The sequence below is a fragment of the Lysinibacillus antri genome, assembly GCF_003977595.1.
Classification (GTDB): Bacteria; Bacillota; Bacilli; order Bacillales_A; family Planococcaceae; genus Ureibacillus; species Ureibacillus antri.
On the sequence record NZ_RYYR01000007.1, the window covers coordinates 155,472 to 173,917 of the forward strand.

Annotated in this window: 17 protein-coding genes; 13 read left to right on the forward strand and 4 right to left on the reverse strand. The window is 35.3% G+C overall.

Annotated elements, in window-relative coordinates; all coding sequences use genetic code 11:
• Positions 1-334: 334 nt before the first annotated feature.
• The 3 genes from EK386_RS07210 to EK386_RS07220 form a co-directional block, all read right to left on the reverse strand.
• Positions 335-778, reverse strand: coding sequence for a GNAT family N-acetyltransferase (locus tag EK386_RS07210; RefSeq protein WP_126658388.1), 444 nt, complete (start codon positions 776-778; stop codon positions 335-337).
• 1 nt (position 779) lies between these two features.
• A complete protein-coding gene (locus EK386_RS07215) occupies positions 780-1,298 on the reverse strand; it encodes a YjcG family protein (RefSeq protein ID WP_126658390.1) in 519 nt (172 codons plus the stop codon).
• 217 nt (positions 1,299-1,515) lie between these two features.
• Positions 1,516-2,235, reverse strand: a complete 720-nt coding sequence (locus EK386_RS07220) for an alpha/beta hydrolase (RefSeq protein ID WP_126658392.1) — start codon at positions 2,233-2,235, stop codon at positions 1,516-1,518.
• 186 nt (positions 2,236-2,421) lie between these two features.
• Here EK386_RS07220 and EK386_RS07225 point away from each other — a divergent pair, with 186 nt between their 5' ends.
• The 3 genes from EK386_RS07225 (at position 2,422) to EK386_RS07240 (ending at position 5,112) form a co-directional block, all read left to right on the forward strand.
• Complete coding sequence (locus EK386_RS07225) at positions 2,422-2,997, forward strand: phosphatidylglycerophosphatase A family protein (protein ID WP_126658394.1); 576 nt, start codon at positions 2,422-2,424, stop codon at positions 2,995-2,997.
• A 380-nt stretch (positions 2,998-3,377) separates the two neighbouring features.
• Complete coding sequence (locus tag EK386_RS07235; protein ID WP_126658398.1) at positions 3,378-3,989, forward strand: thermonuclease family protein; 612 nt, start codon at positions 3,378-3,380, stop codon at positions 3,987-3,989.
• Between the two features lie 172 nt (positions 3,990-4,161).
• Complete coding sequence (locus EK386_RS07240) at positions 4,162-5,112, forward strand: NAD-dependent epimerase/dehydratase family protein (protein WP_246027610.1); 951 nt, start codon at positions 4,162-4,164, stop codon at positions 5,110-5,112.
• Positions 5,113-5,185: 73 nt separating this feature from the next.
• Here the strand turns inward: EK386_RS07240 and EK386_RS20300 are convergent, their stop codons facing one another.
• Positions 5,186-5,350 (reverse strand): hypothetical protein, encoded by a 165-nt coding sequence (locus EK386_RS20300; protein WP_179966008.1) that lies wholly within the window; start codon positions 5,348-5,350, stop codon positions 5,186-5,188.
• Positions 5,351-5,522: 172 nt separating this feature from the next.
• Here EK386_RS20300 and EK386_RS07245 point away from each other — a divergent pair, with 172 nt between their 5' ends.
• The 10 genes from EK386_RS07245 (at position 5,523) to EK386_RS07290 (ending at position 18,090) form a co-directional block, all read left to right on the forward strand.
• On the forward strand, positions 5,523-6,914 hold the full coding sequence (locus tag EK386_RS07245; RefSeq protein ID WP_126658400.1) for an aldehyde dehydrogenase: 1,392 nt from the start codon (positions 5,523-5,525) through the stop codon (positions 6,912-6,914).
• A 476-nt stretch (positions 6,915-7,390) separates the two neighbouring features.
• On the forward strand, positions 7,391-8,449 hold the full coding sequence (locus tag EK386_RS07250) for a M42 family metallopeptidase (protein ID WP_126658402.1): 1,059 nt from the start codon (positions 7,391-7,393) through the stop codon (positions 8,447-8,449).
• Positions 8,450-8,455: 6 nt separating this feature from the next.
• Positions 8,456-9,925 (forward strand): UDP-N-acetylmuramoyl-L-alanyl-D-glutamate--2,6-diaminopimelate ligase, encoded by a 1,470-nt coding sequence (locus tag EK386_RS07255; RefSeq protein ID WP_126658404.1) that lies wholly within the window; start codon positions 8,456-8,458, stop codon positions 9,923-9,925.
• Between the two features lie 333 nt (positions 9,926-10,258).
• Positions 10,259-11,836: a peptide chain release factor 3 gene (locus EK386_RS07260; RefSeq protein ID WP_126658406.1), complete on the forward strand. Its 1,578-nt coding sequence runs from the start codon at positions 10,259-10,261 to the stop codon at positions 11,834-11,836.
• Positions 11,837-12,003: 167 nt separating this feature from the next.
• Entirely contained in the window at positions 12,004-13,089 is a 1,086-nt protein-coding gene (locus EK386_RS07265) for an SDR family oxidoreductase (protein ID WP_126658408.1), read from the forward strand.
• A 298-nt stretch (positions 13,090-13,387) separates the two neighbouring features.
• Positions 13,388-14,161, forward strand: coding sequence for a TerC family protein (locus tag EK386_RS07270; protein ID WP_126658410.1), 774 nt, complete (start codon positions 13,388-13,390; stop codon positions 14,159-14,161).
• 104 nt (positions 14,162-14,265) lie between these two features.
• Positions 14,266-15,615 (forward strand): TrkH family potassium uptake protein, encoded by a 1,350-nt coding sequence (locus EK386_RS07275; protein ID WP_126658412.1) that lies wholly within the window; start codon positions 14,266-14,268, stop codon positions 15,613-15,615.
• Positions 15,616-16,107: 492 nt separating this feature from the next.
• Entirely contained in the window at positions 16,108-16,410 is a 303-nt protein-coding gene (locus EK386_RS07280) for a PAS domain-containing protein (RefSeq protein ID WP_126658413.1), read from the forward strand.
• A gap of 68 nt (positions 16,411-16,478) precedes the next feature.
• Entirely contained in the window at positions 16,479-17,567 is a 1,089-nt protein-coding gene (locus tag EK386_RS07285) for an ATP-binding protein (protein WP_126658415.1), read from the forward strand.
• 76 nt (positions 17,568-17,643) lie between these two features.
• Positions 17,644-18,090: a MarR family winged helix-turn-helix transcriptional regulator gene (locus tag EK386_RS07290; protein WP_126658417.1), complete on the forward strand. Its 447-nt coding sequence runs from the start codon at positions 17,644-17,646 to the stop codon at positions 18,088-18,090.
• Positions 18,091-18,446 lie beyond the last annotated feature (356 nt).

An 18,446-nucleotide genomic window follows, 5' to 3' on the forward strand; every position in this document is an offset into this window, starting at 1 on the left:
TCTTAGTGAGCGGACTTGAGCACACAAGCCGCAAAGCCACGTTGTCCGTGTCTTTACGACTTGTCTTAGTGCTTTTGTGAAAGGTCCGCTCACATTAAATAATGCCTTCTAAACTTTCTAGAGATGGTACGCGGCTTACAGTGGTAGGCCGCGTTTTCAAAGTTTGGTTAGACTTACTGGATCTTTAGACGGAAATCAACTGATCCTATACAAAGTGTTATAAATTTAATTTTATATAGAAAAAAGACTGTAGGCAAACTCGAAATTTATCGAGTTTGTCTACAGTCTGAAAGGCTTACAGTGGTAAGCGTCCTCTTTAAAGGAATATATTATATTAACTATTTGTTATTGTAAGGTTTTTCTCCATTGCTCGATGGGGAATATTTGCATCTAAAAATTCTGGTGATGTTACAACGAAGTCTAATTTTTCATAAAAAGGCACGGCATAGCTTTGGGCATGAAGTTTAAGTTTTTTCCAATTTTGCTCTATTGCATATTCTTCAACTTTTTTCATCATTAATACGCCGAGTTTATTTCCACGATAAGGTTTTAAAACACAAACGCGTTCGACTTTCCCAATTTTCGCTTCAATTTCTCGTAAGCGTGCAGCCGCAATTGCTTGATCTTCATCATATACAATAAAATGTACAGCAGTTTTATCGAATTCATCCAGCTCTAAATGAACCGGTACTCCTTGCTCCTCGACAAATACTTTCCGTCTTATAGAAAAGGCTAATTCCAGTTCGTCATTACTTTGAACCATTTTTACTGTATACACGTTATTGCTCATCCCCAGTGAGACGGTATGTTTCGTATGTTGTCCATGAGCCATTTTCCAATTGATATAATAAATGGATGCGATCAATTGTTTCTTTTTCGTTAACCCCAATCATCCGTAATTGTCCGAAGATATCATCATGTTCTGTATCTGTAATATCTTGTGCAATTGTAATATGTGGAATAAATACATGTTTTGGTTTACCAATATTTAAACGATCTTGGAGCTCCGTATGGATATTTTTTAATTGGTCTGTAGGTTCAATTCGGAAAAATATTACGTTCGTCGTTGGGAAGAACGAACTAACTCGAGACGCATGAATCTTTAATGGTTCATGGTTTTTTGCAATTGATGCAATGGTTTCAGAAATCGTGTGGATTTGGGATTCATCCGCTTCAAATGCCTCTTTTAATGTAATGTGCGGAGTGATTTTTGCATAATGAGAGTCATATCGCTTTCGATATGTGTTAGCTAAATCTTGTAACTTTTTAGATGGAAAAGCAACAATTCCATATTTCAATGTTCATTACCTCCCTAAATTAAACTGTACTAAATAATTATAGCATATGAGGGGAAAATAGACATTTATCCCATCATTTCCTGCAGAAACACTTCAAGGGGCGAGAAATGAGAAAACAAAACAAATAGGAGGTCGACTCAGAATATGCAAATAATGTGAAGGGGTGAGGATACCCCTTCGTTTTGCAGTATTCCATAGCATAATTTAGTAGCTAGTATTAGCCAAAGTTTTCAATTAGTGCTCTTCGTAGGTCTGGCTTCCAATACTTCCATGTATGGTTCCCATTAAATTCTTCATAAAATGGATTGTAACCTTTTGCTATTAATAGATCATGAAGCTTTCGATTGGGTGTTAAAAAATCTTTAATTTTTTTATCAGTCGTTAGTACCTTATCTTCACCTTTTCCAACAATATGATAAATTGAAACCGCATTCATATTATGGGTTTCTTGAACGGCTTTTAATACATATTCATCCACATACGGAGATTGTAAAATGGCTTTAGAAAATATACTCGGATATTTTAATGTAGCTAGTAGAGAAGCCGTTGCAGCCATCGAATCACCAATAAGACCACGTGTTGAGCCAAGTTGATAGGTTGAATATTCTTGATCTAAATATGGTACTAGTTCATGGGCTAAAAATCGTAAGTACCCATCATGTTGATCACCAGTTGGAATATACTTCCTTCTGCGATCTTCTACACTTTTATAAGGGACACCAACGATAATGATATTTTCGATTTCATAATCATCAATTAATTTATCTGCAAGCCGTGAAATACCGCCGAGTTGGAAATAATCTTTTCCATCTGAAGCAATTAAGATGTTATATTTATTTAGAGGCGTGTAATTGGCCGGTATATAGATAAGTAGTTCCATCTCTTCTTGTAGTGCATTACTATAAAAAGTAAAATCCTTTACTGTACCCTGATCCACAAAGGGACCCTCCTATTCTTATGAAAAAATGTCTAGCGGAAGAAACAGGCTTTCGCAAGCATCTTCCGTTTTTCTTGCATGGTGTAACGAAATTGTATCATAATCGTTAGTAGACGTGTACTATAGAGTATGGATAGAACAAGCAGAGAGAAATGTTAATTTTAGATATGAAATGAGGCTGGAATAATGGTAAAAAAACGAGTATCTTCGGAAGATGTGGCAAAAGCAACAAAAGCAGCATTAGAAAGACGTGGCGTAACGATTGAGGATATTGCTGATATCGTTTATGAGATGCAATTACCATATAATGAAGGATTAACGATCGAACATTGTATAAATTCCGTTGAACGAGTTCTTCGTAAGCGTGAAGTTCAGCATTCTGTTTTAGTTGGTATTGAGTTAGATGAGCTGGCTGAAAAAAATTTACTATCTCAACCATTGCAGTCCATTATTGAAGCCGATGAGGGGTTATTTGGTGTTGATGAAACCCTTGCACTTGGGGCTGTGATGACCTATGGAAGTATCGCATTAACAACATATGGTCATTTAGATAAAAATAAAGTAGGGATTATTAAAAAGCTTGATACAAAAATTGGTAATGGGGTTCATACGTTCCTCGATGATATGGTTGGAAGTATTGCTGCCTGTGCTGCCTCAAGAATTGCCCATAGAATGCGTGATTTAGAAGAAGAAGGCGAAACGTTTGCAGATGTTCCACCAATTGTATTAGGACCAAAACCAAAGCCTAAGAAAGAATCTTAGTTTCCATAGAAGAGAGAAAGAACGCTATTTACCTTTTGAGGGGATGGTGTTCTTTTTTATTATGACATGGTAGTGCTTTTAGTATGGCTGCTTGTTACAAAGCTTAAATTTTCTAAACAGTTGGACAAGCCGATTTTGCTATAAATTTTGTCCCGCATTAACGGGCAGTAAGTTATCTGTACCGAAAGCTTTAGCGACAGGTACAAGACTCCCACTTCAAGATTTTAGTGAAGCGAAAAAGATAAGTGGGAGATCAACTGCCCGTAAAAGCCCGATTGGTTCAACTAACAATCAGTGGGGGATGAAGAAAACCCCCCACTGATTGAAGTTTCACTTTATGGTACTATAGACAATAGATTCTAAACAAATGAGGTAAAAAGATGAATGTAGCAGATATTAAAACCATTATTACAAGTGGGACAGTCCTTCTTGCAGTTGTCCTTTATTTAATTTTCAGTAATACGGGTACAAAAGAGACAAAGCAAGAAGATGAATACAAAATTACTCCACAATATGCGATGGACGCAACTGGCAATCAACTAATTGAAGCACAATATGTTTCCACTAATGACGGGGATACATTCAGACTACAGGTTGATGGGAAAGAGAAACGGATTCGATTATTAATGGTGGATACACCTGAAATGAACTATGAAGAAAATAATCCAATGCCCTATGCCGAAGAAGCAAAAGATTATACAGTAAAAGTATTAGAAAATGCTTCAAAAATAGAAATTCTTCATGATTTGGGGCCACAAACAGATCGCTATGGACGTCTCCTAACGTATGTGTTTGTTGATGATGTGCTATTACAAGAGCTGTTACTATCAGAAGGGTATGCTGCGGTTCGATTTATTCATGAACCAAATAACACTTTAGAAGAAGAATTGCGTGAAATCGAATCCATTGCTAAAGAGAAAAAGTTAAATATTTGGAAAGAAGCGAATTACCTACAAAAAGATGGATTCCATCCTGAAGTGATTGAAAATTAATCCCCTTGTTGCAAATGTTATGATATCAAAATTTTAACAATTTTATAAACAGAAAAAACGGGACTTTTATGAAATGAATAAGGATTTTTTACTACAACTCGTGTAAGTTGTAGTATTTTTTTATGATTTTCAGCATATATTATTTTGAATTTAACAAAGACAGGGGTTTTGAATGGGGAACAAACTTGATTGCACAAATTTGAATGTACTGATCACTGGTGGCTATGGATTTATTGGTAGTTCCATTGCAAGGAAGTTTTTCGAAGAAGGCGCAAATATATTTATTATTGATAATTTGTCAACAGGTAAACCATCTAACATTTCCTTTACTCATCAATTTTATCATCTCGGTATTGAAGATCCTCATTGCGAAACTGTGTTTGAGTCTAATGTGATTGATGTGGTCATTCACTGTGCCGCCCAAACGAGTGTACAATTTTCATTAGCCAATCCTTTAACGGATAGCCATACAAATATAATGGGTTTGATTCGTATGTTGAATTTATCCAAAAAATATAACGTGAAACATTTTATTTTCACTTCATCTGCCGCAGTTTATGGCAATCAAGGGAGAATCGATATTCAAGAAGACTTACCATTAAACCCACTTTCTATTTATGGCTTAAATAAAAAAATTGGTGAGGAATATTGTTTGAAATGGCAAGAGTATTACAATCTTCCTGTGCTCATTTATCGTTTTGCGAATGTGTATGGCCCACATCAATCTTTATTATCTGGTGCAGTTATACCGGTATTGGTCAATAAAATTACAACGAATGCGGAAATGGTGATTTATGGTGATGGGCAACAAACTCGGGATTTTCTATTTGTTGAGGACGTAGCAACTGCAGTGGTTAAAGGAGTAAAAGCAAAGCTATGTGGAGTATATAACTTATCAACAAACGAAGAAGTGACATTAAACCATTTGCTTGATGTTATACGAGAAGAAGGCTATTCATTGAACGTGAAATATGAAGAGGATCGACCTGGGGATATACGACATTCCAGATTAAATAATGAGAAAATTAAAAAGACGTTAGGTTGGAATGCGGCTATATCTATTAATGAAGGATTGAAACGTTGCTTACAACAAATAAATTCAAATCAAAATATTTTACATTAATTTGAAAGGACTGTTTTCATTCTTTGTTGAAAACAGCCTTTTTTTAATAATTCTAAATTACTAAACCGTTACTTTATTCAATTTGCATATCCATTTCTTGTGGCATTTGTTCTGGTTCTTCTTCTTCATTTAAGAATAAAAAAGATTCGTCTTCTAACTGATGCACTTTTTCACCGTTAATACCAATTGACAAAGGTCCTGAAAAAATCTTCTCCCACCAAGTATCAGTCGAAATCATAATAGAACTGCCCCCTTTAGGTCCCTTCATATCTTCTTACTAAGGTAACAGCATACATATCTGTTATTTTTAAAAGTATGTAAGAGGATTTGAAAGACAATTTGTAGTAAAGTTGTACATAATTAATATGAGCAATTAAAAATTTATTATGTATTTGAAAAGAGGGGATTAAATGGCAAACTTTACTTCAAGTGATGTTGAATTAATGATACAAGAGCAAAGAAACTTTTATTTTACAGGACTGACGAAAAGTATAGAGTTTCGAAAAAAACAGTTGGAGAAGTTACGAGAAAAAATTAAAAGTTACGAAGAAGAGATTCTTCATGCACTGAATAAGGATTTAGGTAAAAGTGAATTTGAAGCATATACAAATGAAGTGGGGATTGTATTAGAAAGTATCCAAATTATGTTGAAACATATCGAGGAATGGTCGAAACCGATTCAAGTGAAAACACCACTTCATTTTCAACCAGCTAAAAGTTTTATTATGAGAGAACCCTATGGCGTCACATTAATTATCGGACCATTTAATTATCCATTCCAATTAATAATGGAACCTCTAATCGGTGCAATTATTGGTGGGAATACAGCGATCGTAAAACCATCAGAATCCACAGTTCATACGACAAATGTAATTAAAAAAATTATTGAAGAAATTTTTGATACATCTTATGTAAGAGTTGTTGAAGGTGAAAAAGAGGAAGTGACGGCTCTTATTCATGCATCATTTGATTATATTTTCTTTACCGGTAGTGTGTCTGTTGGAAAAGTCATTATGCGCGCGGCAGCTGAAAGACTTACGCCGATTACACTCGAGCTTGGAGGGAAAAGTCCAGCGATAGTGGATCAAACTGCCAATATCGAAGTTGCGGCAAAACGGATTGCCTGGGGAAAATTTAATAATAATGGACAAACATGTGTAGCACCAGATTACGTATTAGTGCATTCTAGTGTATACGACAAGTTTGTGAAAGTATTGCAAAAAACGATTAAACAGTTTTATGGGAATGACGCGCAAAAAAGTAGTGATTACGGTCGTCTCGTGAATGAACGTCACTTTAACCGTCTTCAACATCTATTAGACGTCGAAAAAGAATTTATTACTTTCGGTGGTCATACCGACAAAAATGATTTATATATTGAGCCAACGATATTAGAAAATATTACTTGGGCGAATCCGATTATGGAAGATGAAATTTTTGGACCAATTTTACCAGTAATGCCTTACGATGATTTACGAATGGCTTTCCATCAAGTTCGTCAATTACCAAAGCCTTTAGCCGCCTATTTCTTTTCGGAGCATGAAAAAGCAATCAATTACTTTTTACAAGAGCTGCCTTTTGGTGGGGGCTGCATAAATGATACGATTTCCCACGTAGGTAATCCATATTTACCTTTTGGTGGTGTAGGTCCTTCTGGGGTGAATGCTTACCATGGACAAGCGAGCTTTGAAAACTTTACCCATCCTAAATCAATTCTAAAAAGATCTAGCAAATTATCAACAAATATTGTGTTCCCACCTTACAAGCAGAAAGTAAAGCTTGTTCGCACAATTCTAAAATAATCAATCATCGATCAATGCGATAGGGCTTAACGAAAATTAAGTGCAGTTTGTTTTTTAGGCACATAATTACGGTTAAGTCCTATATTAAGTTCCGCTAATGCGATTATATTAACTTGTTCCAATGTGGCTAATACTAAAAGTAATTATTTACTAATTCATCAGTGCTATAATAATGGGTACATATTTCTTTGATCTTCATTCAGCAAATAAATATTTGCCGAATGAAGATCAAGCCCCAGCGGAGTCATGCGATTTTGTAAGGAATTAATTGTGCAAGCACAATTCAAAATCCGGACGCAATTACGCCAAGGCGTACTTGATTTTAAAAAAAGATCATTTTATGGGTGTCGATAATTGGCGAATTTTGATATTATTATTGTTATTTAGTAAAAAAATTCGGAGTTTAAACAGTGTTCAATTAGCGCAATTGAGCTTGTGAGAGGGCGCTAGTGTTTTTCTAATTAGGGGGCTTTAAGGTGGATACAGTATTTAGTGAAAAAGATACAGTTGATTTATTAAAACAAATTGTGACGATCCCAAGTCCTTCTGGGTACACAAAAAACATAATGAACTTTATTGGAGCGTATTTAACGAACTTAGGAATCGACTATAAAAAGACGAATAAAGGTGCAATCATCGTTACAATCAATGGTGAAAATAACGAATCTCATCGCCTCCTTACTGCACATACAGATACGTTAGGTGCCATGGTAAAAGAGGTCAAAGCAAATGGTCGGTTAAGTCTTGCGAAGGTCGGTGGGTTTAATTGGAATGCGGTAGAAGGTGAGTATTGTACCATTCATACGGCAAATGGGAAAAAAATCTCAGGAACCATCTTACTGCACGAAACCTCTGTTCATGTGTATGCACGCGCGGATGAGGTCAAACGTGATGAGAAACATATTGAAGTACGTATTGATGAAAAAGTAATGAATGCTGAAGATGTAAGAAATGTAGGGATTGAGGTAGGTGATTTTGTTACGTTCGCCCCTCGTTTTGAAGTGACAGAATCAGGATTTATTAAATCTCGCCATTTAGATGACAAAGCAAGTACAACACTCCTATTATTATTGATTAAAAAGATTAAAGAACATTCGATTCAACTTCCCCATACGACTCATTTTTATATTTCAAATAATGAGGAAATTGGTTATGGTGGTAATTCCAATATACCGAAAGAAGTTGTGGAATACGTAGCTGTTGACATGGGGGCTATTGGAGATGGTCAATCTTCTGATGAATATACCGTGTCCATTTGTGCGAAAGATTCAAGTGGCCCGTATCATTATGAATTAACAAGACAACTAGTAGCGTTAGCAAAAAGTAATGAGATTGATTATAAGTTAGATATATATCCTTACTACGGATCAGATGCATCAGCTGCTATTCGTGCAGGTTATGATGTAAAACATGCTTTATTCGGACCAGGTATTGAGTCTTCTCATGCTTATGAACGGACACATATTGATTCACTGAAGGCAACTGCTCAATTGTTATATGTTTATGTCACATCATCAATGGATAAGGAGGATTAAGGGAGTATGTATACTGAAGAATTGATTAGTGCCATTCCATTTAAGGAAATTATCGGGCAATTGCCAAATACGATTGTAGATATTTCAATTGATTCAAGAAGCGTTCAACCAAAAAGCTTATTTATATGTATAAAAGGCTATACGGTAGATGGTCACGATTATGCCCAAAAAGCAGTAGAGATGGGGGCAACTGTCATTGTAACGGAACGTCAATTGCAGTTAGAAGGCGAAATCGCTCAAATCATCGTGCAAGATACAAATCGTGCTTTAGGGATACTTGCTGCTAAATTTTTCGATTATCCTTCCACTGATATGACAATGATTGGTGTTACAGGTACAAACGGCAAAACAAGTGTTTCTGGCATTATTCATCATATGTTGATTGGGATGGGCGAAAAGTCGGCTGTATCCGGTACGATTGGCTTTAATTTAAACGGAATCTTATACGAATCTGCCAATACGACAAGTGATGCCCTAAGTACGCAACAAATGATTTTCCGTGCTAAAATGGAAGGTTGCCATGCGATGGTGATGGAAGTATCTTCACACGGTTTAGCATTAGGTCGATTAGCTGGTGTTGATTATGACATTGCAGTGTTTACAAATTTAACCCATGACCATCTAGATTTCCACGGGACAATGGAAGAGTACGGCAATGCAAAAGGGTTGTTATTCTCTCAACTAGGTCAAGATTTTACGAAAAATAAATATGCGGTATTAAATTCGGATGATCCATGGTCTGAAAAATATGCAAAAATGACTTCTTATCCTATATTGACATACGGTTTAGTTAATGATGCCGTATTCAAAGCTGAAAACTGTTGTTATGATGATAACTTAACAACCTTTGATATGGTAACACCTGTAGGCACGTTCCCGGTATCCATGCAATTGATTGGGGAATTTAACGTGTATAATGTACTAGCTGCTACAGCTGTATTTTATGCACAAGGCTATGAAATGGATGTCATAATCGAGCAAATAGAAGATTTAGCCCCAGTACGCGGTCGAATGGAAAAGGTGAAAACAGACTTACCATTGAAAATTTTCATTGATTATGCACATACACCAGATGCCATTGAAAAAGCAATCAATGCAGCACTGCCCTATAAAAAACCGGAAAATAAATTAATTTTCTTAGTTGGTACAGGAGGAAATCGTGATAAGTCAAAACGACCTGCCATGGCGGAAAAAGCGTCAATAGCAGATTATGTCGTGTTAACAACAGACGACCCTCGATTCGAAGAGTATGATAGCATTACAGGCGATTTAGCAAAAGGCATGCTTCATGAAAATTATGCATGTATCGGAGATCGTGCAGAAGCAGTTCGCCATGCCGTATCGGTAGCAGACCCTGGTGATATTATTATTTTTGCAGGTAAAGGTCATGAAGATTATCAAATTATCGGAAATACAAAATATCCTCATAGTGATGCAGAAATCGCCATCGAAGCAGGACGTTTAAAATTTGTTTAATTTTCATTCAGCAGAAGACTCCCATTTCTATAAGTGGGGGATGAATGAATAAAAGTAACGATTTCAGTGGGGGTTCAAACCCCGACTGAATGAAGATAAAGCCCCAGGCGGATGTCACAGATTTCGTAAAGGAGTTGGCTCGTTTAAACACGAGTCCGAAATCTGGATGCAATTACGCCGAGGCGTAATTGATTAGATAGATAAAACTTTTTCGCTTTGCCCTCTCTAATTTTTAGTAGAGAGGGTTATTCTATTGAAAATAAGAAAAAATGTTGTGTAACATGAGTAAATTCTTTTATGATAGGAAAGGTACAAATAAAGGAGACTTAAAAAATGACGTCAAAATTAGAACAAGATATAACTGCTCGTCGTACGTTTGCCATCATCTCTCACCCGGATGCTGGGAAAACGACGATTACGGAAAAATTATTACTATTTGGTGGTGCCATTCGCGACGCTGGTACGGTTAAAGGTAAAAAGACAGGTAAATTTGCCACATCGGACTGGATGGAAATCGAAAAGCAACGTGGGATTTCGGTTACATCCTCTGTCATGCAATTTGACTATGATGGGTTTCGTGTCAATATTTTAGATACACCAGGTCACCAAGATTTCTCTGAAGATACGTATCGTACGTTAATGGCGGTGGATAGCGCGGTCATGGTAGTGGATGCGGCAAAGGGGATTGAGGCCCAAACTTTAAAATTATTCAAAGTATGTCGTATGCGCGGTATTCCTATTTTCACGTTTATTAATAAATTAGACCGTCAAGGGAAAGAACCACTTGAATTAATCGAAGAACTAGAAGAAGTACTTGGCATTAATGCGTATCCAATGAACTGGCCAATTGGTATGGGGAAAGAGTTCCTAGGTATTTACGATCGTTATAATAAACGTGTTGAACAATTCCGCACAGAAGAAGCTGAACGCTTTTTACCAATCGATGAGGATGGAGAATTAGCTGTAGAGCATCCAATGAAACAGACTTCTTACTATACGCAAGCAATGGATGATATTTTACTGTTAAATGAAGCGGGTAACCAATTCTCAGAGGACAAAATTCGCCGTGGTGAATTAACACCAGTATTTTTCGGTTCGGCATTAACGAATTTTGGTGTGCAAACATTTTTAGAAACGTATTTACAATTTGCTCCAGCTCCTCAACCACGTATTACGGAAGATGAGCAATTTATTGATCCGGTAGAGCACAACGATTTCTCTGGATTTATCTTTAAAATTCAAGCAAATATGAACCCAGCTCACCGCGATCGTATTGCCTTCGTTCGAATTGTATCGGGTAAATTTGAGCGTGGTATGAATATTACACTTTCACGCACACAAAAATCATTTAAAGTATCACAATCAACGCAATTTTTAGCGGATGACCGTGAAACAGTAGATGAAGCAGTGGCAGGAGATATTATTGGTCTTTATGACACGGGTACATATCAAATTGGTGATACAGTTGTCGGTGGAAAGAAAACATTCCAATTTGAAAAATTACCGCAATTTACTCCTGAGATTTTCGTGCGCGTATCAGCGAAAAATGTTATGAAATCAAAGCAATTCCATAAAGGGATTCTTCAGCTTGTGCAAGAAGGAGCCATTCAATATTACAAGACGTTGCATACGGAAGAAATTATTTTAGGTGCGGTAGGGCAACTGCAATTTGAAGTGTTCGAACACCGAATGAGAAACGAATATAATGTGGACGTTATTATGCAGCCAATTGGTTCGAAAATTGCACGTTGGATTGAGAATGTAGAGGATGTAAAGGAATCGATGTCTTCTTCTCGCTCAATGTTAGTGAAGGACCGTTTTGATAATTTCGTATTTTTATTTGAAAATGAATTTGCGATGCGTTGGTTCTCTGAGAAAAATGAGCATATCAAATTATTTAGTTTATTATAATTTATCGAAAAAGCGCCAGTTGTTTGGCGTTTTTTTGTTTTTTGAAAATGATTACTTTAATTGTAGGCAAAATAACTATTGTAGCAGCTAAACTTATTTGCTTTCTCATTTCTAGTACAATTGTTAAAATGGAAACAAGTGGATATGTAGAAGGGGTGGGGAATATTATGGGGATTCATTTTTTTACTGGTTTTCCGGGGTTTATTACAAGTCAATTAATTCGAACGGTATTCAAAAAGGGTATGACTAATAATGTGGTGGTTGTCGTGTTATCAACTGAAATAGGGAAAGCCGAAAAGGAAAGCCAATTGATTTTGCAGGAGTATCCGAATTGTCACATAGAAATTATTAAGGGCGATATAACTTTACCTAACTTAGCGATATCTGAGGAAACAATAAAAAGAGTAGCGAATGATATTACGATCTTTTGGCATCTTGCTGCAATTTATGACCTAGCTGTGCCTCGCGATTTAGCTTGGAAAGTAAATGTTCATGGCACCTCTATGGTAAATAACTTTGTGAAGGCACTTCCAAATTTACAACGATATATGTATGTTAGTACGGCGTATGTGGCTGGTATGCGAGAAGGGGTGTTACTAGAAACGGAACTTTTGCGCCCAACTCAATTTAAAAATCATTACGAAGAAACGAAATATGAAGCTGAGCTATTGGTAGAAGATTTAAAACTACAAGTCCCCCTTACCATTATCCGTCCTGGTATTGTTAGAGGCCATTCGGAAACAGGTGAGACGATCAAGTTTGATGGGCCATACTTCTTTTTAAATATGATTGATCGCTTAAAAAGTTTGCCATTCATCCCTTACATCGGTAAGTCAAGTGCCACAATCAATGTTGTGCCTATCGATTTCATTTTAAACGCTGCTACCTTTATCTGTGAGGAAGAAAGTGCTGAAGGATTGACGCTCCATCTGACAGATCCAAATCCCCATCCAGTTCAAGAAGTATATCGTATGATGGTGAAGGAGATGACGGGAAAAAGCCCAAAAGGAAGATTACCGTTAGCATTAACACGTAAAACTATGGAAGTTAAAGGATTTAGAAAGTTTTTAGGTGTTGAAATAGAAACGTTGGATTATTTAACATGGAACGCAACCTTTGATTGTACACAGGCGAAAGAAGTATTAAAAAAGGGGAATATTACTTGTGCAGATTTTATTGCAACCATTCCGACTATGGTAAAATTTTATAATGAGCATAAACATAATAAAAATTACCATATTGAAATAAAATAAACACTTTGCAAGAAGTGGAAACATATGTTATAATAATGTCACAGAAAATTAAATATCCATTTGACTATTGTCAAAGGGGAGTAGCTTATAAGTATTTTAAAAATACTTACTTCACATTCGTCATTACATGGTGTTTACCATCGGGTGTGAAAGCATAATTGATTTAAACTAATTATTGCTTAGCAAGACCTTTGCCTATTATTAGGCAGAGGTCTTTTCTTTTTGCCTAAATGTGGAGAAATCTGTGCATATTAAAATCTATTCAAAATGGGTATACAAAAGACAAGGAGGAACTTTCGTGGAAGCAATTTTATTGGAATACGCATGGGTACTATTAGTGCTCGTTGTATTAGAAGGTTTATTAGCAGCGGATAATGCAGTAGTTATGGCTGTAATGGTAAAACACTTACCTCAAGAACAACAGAAAAAGGCATTATTTTATGGATTAGTAGGGGCATTTATTTTCCGTTTTGTTGCATTATTCTTAATTACAATATTGGTGAATTACTGGCAAATTCAAGCAATCGGTGCACTTTATCTCCTGTTCATCTCAATCAAACATATTTACGAACAGAAATTTAAGAAATCCGATGAGGGTGAGGATGAACTAGAAGAAGGTACGCAAAAAGGTAAAGGTTTTTGGGCTACCGTTGCAAAAGTAGAGCTTGCAGACATTGCCTTTGCTGTTGACTCAATGTTAGCTGCTGTAGCAATCGCGGTGACTTTACCTGAATTAGGAGATTTCCATATTGGTGGTATTAATGCAGGGCAATTCGGCGTTATGTTCTTTGGTGGAATTGTCGGGATGATTATTATGCGATTTGCAGCACAATGGTTTGTTAAAGTGTTAAATGATTACCCAGATTTAGAGACAGCGGCATTTTTAATTGTAGGTTGGGTAGGGGTGAAGTTAGTCGTATTAACATTATCTCATGATAAAGTTGGTATTCTTCCTCACGAATTCCCACATTCTACAACTTGGAAGCTCATCTTCTGGGTTGTGCTACTTTTAATTGCTGTTCTTGGATGGTTTACGAGTGTTGCAAAGAAGAAAAAAGAGGTTATTGAATAAATGAACGTCGAGGGGGACAGTTTAAAACTGTTCCTCTTTTCTTTTAGATAATTTTTTTTTATACTAGATAAATGTCCTAACTATTGTAAAAAGAGGCGAATAATGTGGCTTTCAAAAAAAAACAGAACCGAGTAATCACGCCATTCCAACTTCTTGTATCGTATTATTTTATAGCAATTTCAATTTCGTTCTTACTATTACGAATCCCAGCAGTATATCTAGATGGGAAAGAAGTATCAATCGTTGATAGTCTCTTTACTGCGGTCAGTGCTGTTAGTGTTACAGGGTTAACCGTTTTTAATATATCTGCAACATTTACACCATTTGGTATTGTTGTTCTACTCGTTATTTTACAACTAGGTGCGATTGGTATTATGTCTCTTGGTACTTTTCTTTGGTTAATCACTGGGAAAAGAATTGGAATGCGTGAACGACAATTGATTATGATCGACCATAATCAATATCATGTTTCTGGAGTGGTCCAACTTCTTAAGGAAATCGTAAAGCTTCTATTTATTATAGAAGCTATTGGGGCATTTATTCTTTCAATTCACTTTCACCAATATTTTGATACTTGGGGAGAATCCGTAAAACACGGAATATTTGCATCAATATCAGCAACAACAAATGGTGGATTTGATTTAACAGGTGAAAGTTTAAAACCATATCATAACGATTATTTCGTGCAATTTATTACTATGATTCTTATCGTCCTAGGGGCAATCGGTTTTCCAGTGTTAATTGAAATAAAAAACTTTTTATTATCGAAAAACAGAACTGTGCGGTTTAGTTTATTTACAAAAATTACAGTCGTTACATACGGCATTTTGTTTGTCGTTGGAACAATTGTTATAGGATTTATCGAATCATTTCAATCCTTTCGTGGGATGCCGTGGCATGAAAAGCTTTTTACTGCAATGTTTCACTCCATATCGTCAAGGTCTGGCGGGTTAACGACATTTGATGTTTCGCAATTTAGTGAAGCGACAGATATTTTCTTAAGCTTCCTGATGTTTATTGGTTCATCACCTAGTTCTGTTGGTGGAGGAATCCGTACAACTACTTTTGCACTAGCAATTTTATTTTTATTTAATTTTGCAAATGGACGAACAGAAATCCAATTGTTTGGACGTGAAATTTATGTAATCGATATATTTCGATCGTATGTAGTTATCATTCTTGCTTTTTTCATGGTCATGATTGCTACCATGATTTTGTTAGTAACAGAACCTTCTGCAACTACAACACAAATCATTTTCGAAATCACTTCTGCTTTCGGAACGTGTGGAATGTCGCTAGGTATTACAGAAAATCTGTCGACAGAAGGTAAGTTTGTTATTATGGTATTAATGTTTATTGGACGTGTTGGACTCATTTCGTTTTTATACACGTTAGGTGGCAAGGCCGATAAACTTCCATATCGATATCCGAAAGAACGTGTCATTATAGGATAAATTATGTTGATGTCTCATAATCTTACATGAGGCATCTTTTTATATATAAAAAGTACTATAAATATATGTTTAAAAATTTTCTGGAAAAATATATTAAATTTTTTTCGACAAATTAATACTAAGTTTTTTGTACTTATTTATTCTAAAGTTAGGTTTGTAGGTAAATATACCTTTCGTCTCGAGTGATTGAATAAAAAATAAAAGGAAAAAATACGTAGAACTAAATACTTGTGATTATCATAAAAATACTTTTTTAAATAAAAAAATATGACGTATTAAATCGTAAAAATAAGAAATTGATAGTATTTACCCATTTTATTACCAAAAAAATTGTGAAATAATTTGTAATAAATCTAAAATGTGAATATTTAGCAAATATAGAAAATGGCAGTCATAATCGTATCTTGTAAATAATAAACTAAATGTAAAAGATTTGCGTGAAAAATAGAATGTAAGAGTATTTTTCCAAATGGAAGGATTGGTGTTTGCAAAATGGTGAAAACTGTTAGTCCTATATTTAGGAAATTGTTTCAAACCGTTCAAGATCCAGTACTTATTTTAAATACTTCTTGTCAAATTGAGTCAATCAATGACTGTGCAGCGCAATTATTAAACATAAATATTAAACAAAACAATCAATTATCATTGGACGAGCAATCAGAAGTTCGATGGTCTGCTTTTGTTAATAGAATTCGTATGGATATGGGTGGTTTTTGTCTTTTAAGAGTTCGTGTTAATGAAGTTCAGTATAAAGAAATTAAACTAGCAGGCTATTATCATGAGAAAAAAATCTGATATTTGCGAGAATTGACATAGTAAAAGAAGCAAGAAAAGATGAATCAATCAGTTCAACAGCCTTTTCTATGATTGATGACGTAACGCATGGTCTTATTTTTACGAATATAGACGGCGAAATTGTCGAAATGAATGAATTAGCCGCACAATATATTAATTGCGAGAAAAACGCATTAATTTATGAAGGGTATGAAAGAATTTTTGACAATTTAATAGATTATGAATTTCGTAAGTTGAAATTTATGGAAAAACTATTAAACAGTGGACGAGCTTCTTTAAATGTTGAATCTCATTTGGATAATGGGGAAGCATTGTTTCTTAAATTAGAGAGTAAATTTAATTATAAGTTAGGTCTAATCGTCACAACGATTACAGATGAGACGGAACTTATTACACTGAAACGACAGCTTGAGCAGCAAAACTCATTAAATGCCATTGGTGAAATGGCCGCAAGTATTGCCCATGAAATTCGAAACCCAATGACTTCTTTAAAAGGTTTTATTGAATTGTTAAAGATGAATTCAGCGGATGATAGCAAGAAATATCTAAATGTAATGGATTCTGAATTACATCGTATGGAATCTATTTTAAGTGATTTATTATATCTATCGAAACCTAAACAACGGTCGTTTGAAACACTTTCTATTAATCAAGTGGTTGAAGAAGTAGTAGAATTAATGCAACCGCATGCAATTCAACATAATATTAATCTAATAATGAAATGCTATGATCCTTACACAGCCAAAATTTTTGGAAATGAAAATCGATTAAAGCAAATGTTGATTAATTTAGTGAAGAATGCAATCGAAGTGATGCAAAATGGCGGAACGATTATGGTATCTATTGAATATACAGATGATGGCGTGTTACTTGCAGTTCAAGATGAAGGGCAAGGTATAGCTGAGGCGGAATTAAAGCAACTCTTTACACCTTTTTATACGACGAAGGAAGCTGGAACTGGATTAGGGTTAGTATTGGTGAAAAAAGTTGTTGAAGAGCATAATGGTTCTGTTACTGTTGAAAGTTTTGTTGGTAAGGGGACAACCTTTAAAATTACAATACCGTTTTGTGAACAATCCTTCTGCTCAGAATATAAAGATGACCGAAGCAACTATTGGTTTGAAAATGATTCGAGAAAAACACTACCGGTTGTATAGTCTATGAATGTTTTTGACAAAGCTTTCTTTTTATCGATATAATGCATGTATATATTGAAAAAGAGGATGATTTGTCATGTCAACAAACGAGATTAAACAATCGCTAAAATTATATATCGTCCTATCTCGAGCAAATAAAGCAATTAATGAAGTGACGAATCAGTTTTTTCAACATCATGGATTAAACCCAACTGAATTTGCAGTATTAGAATTGCTTTACCATAAAGGTCGTCAACCCCTACAACAGATAGGGAATAAAATTCTTCTAGCTAGTGGTTCGATTACTTATGTAATAGATAAACTCGAAAAAAGAGGGTATTTAACTCGTGTATCATGCCCTTCTGACCGACGAGTTACCTTTGCTGATATTACAGAAGAAGGTTCAAAGTTCATGCAACAACTATTTCCAGAGCATGAACAAAATTTGCATGAATTATTGAGCGTACTAACAACTGAAGAAAAAGATACTGCAATTGAGTTGTTAAAAAAATTAGGATTATCCATAAAAGATTTGTCTTATTAAAATATTTAGTACTATTTAACTGTGGGTCTACTCGGATTTATCGAGTAGACCCACAGTTTTTTATTTTCATGATTTAGAAAGTTGGAAGATTTAAATTATACAAAAAAGGCATTCAGAAGTGATCTGAATGCCTCAGATTGTCGACAAAAGGCTTTCAGAATGGTCTCATTCTGAAAGCCTTTTGTCATTTTTCCGGATTTTTGGGTATTATATCGATTTATTTTAAGCAAAAATATTCCTCGGGTATTATCATTTATGCCATTTCTGGAGCTTGCCAAGTCCAATTGGCAAGCTTCTTTAAATTCATGGCAGCAAAAGTAAGCATCGCCTGCATGGACAATTTTTTAATCCCACGT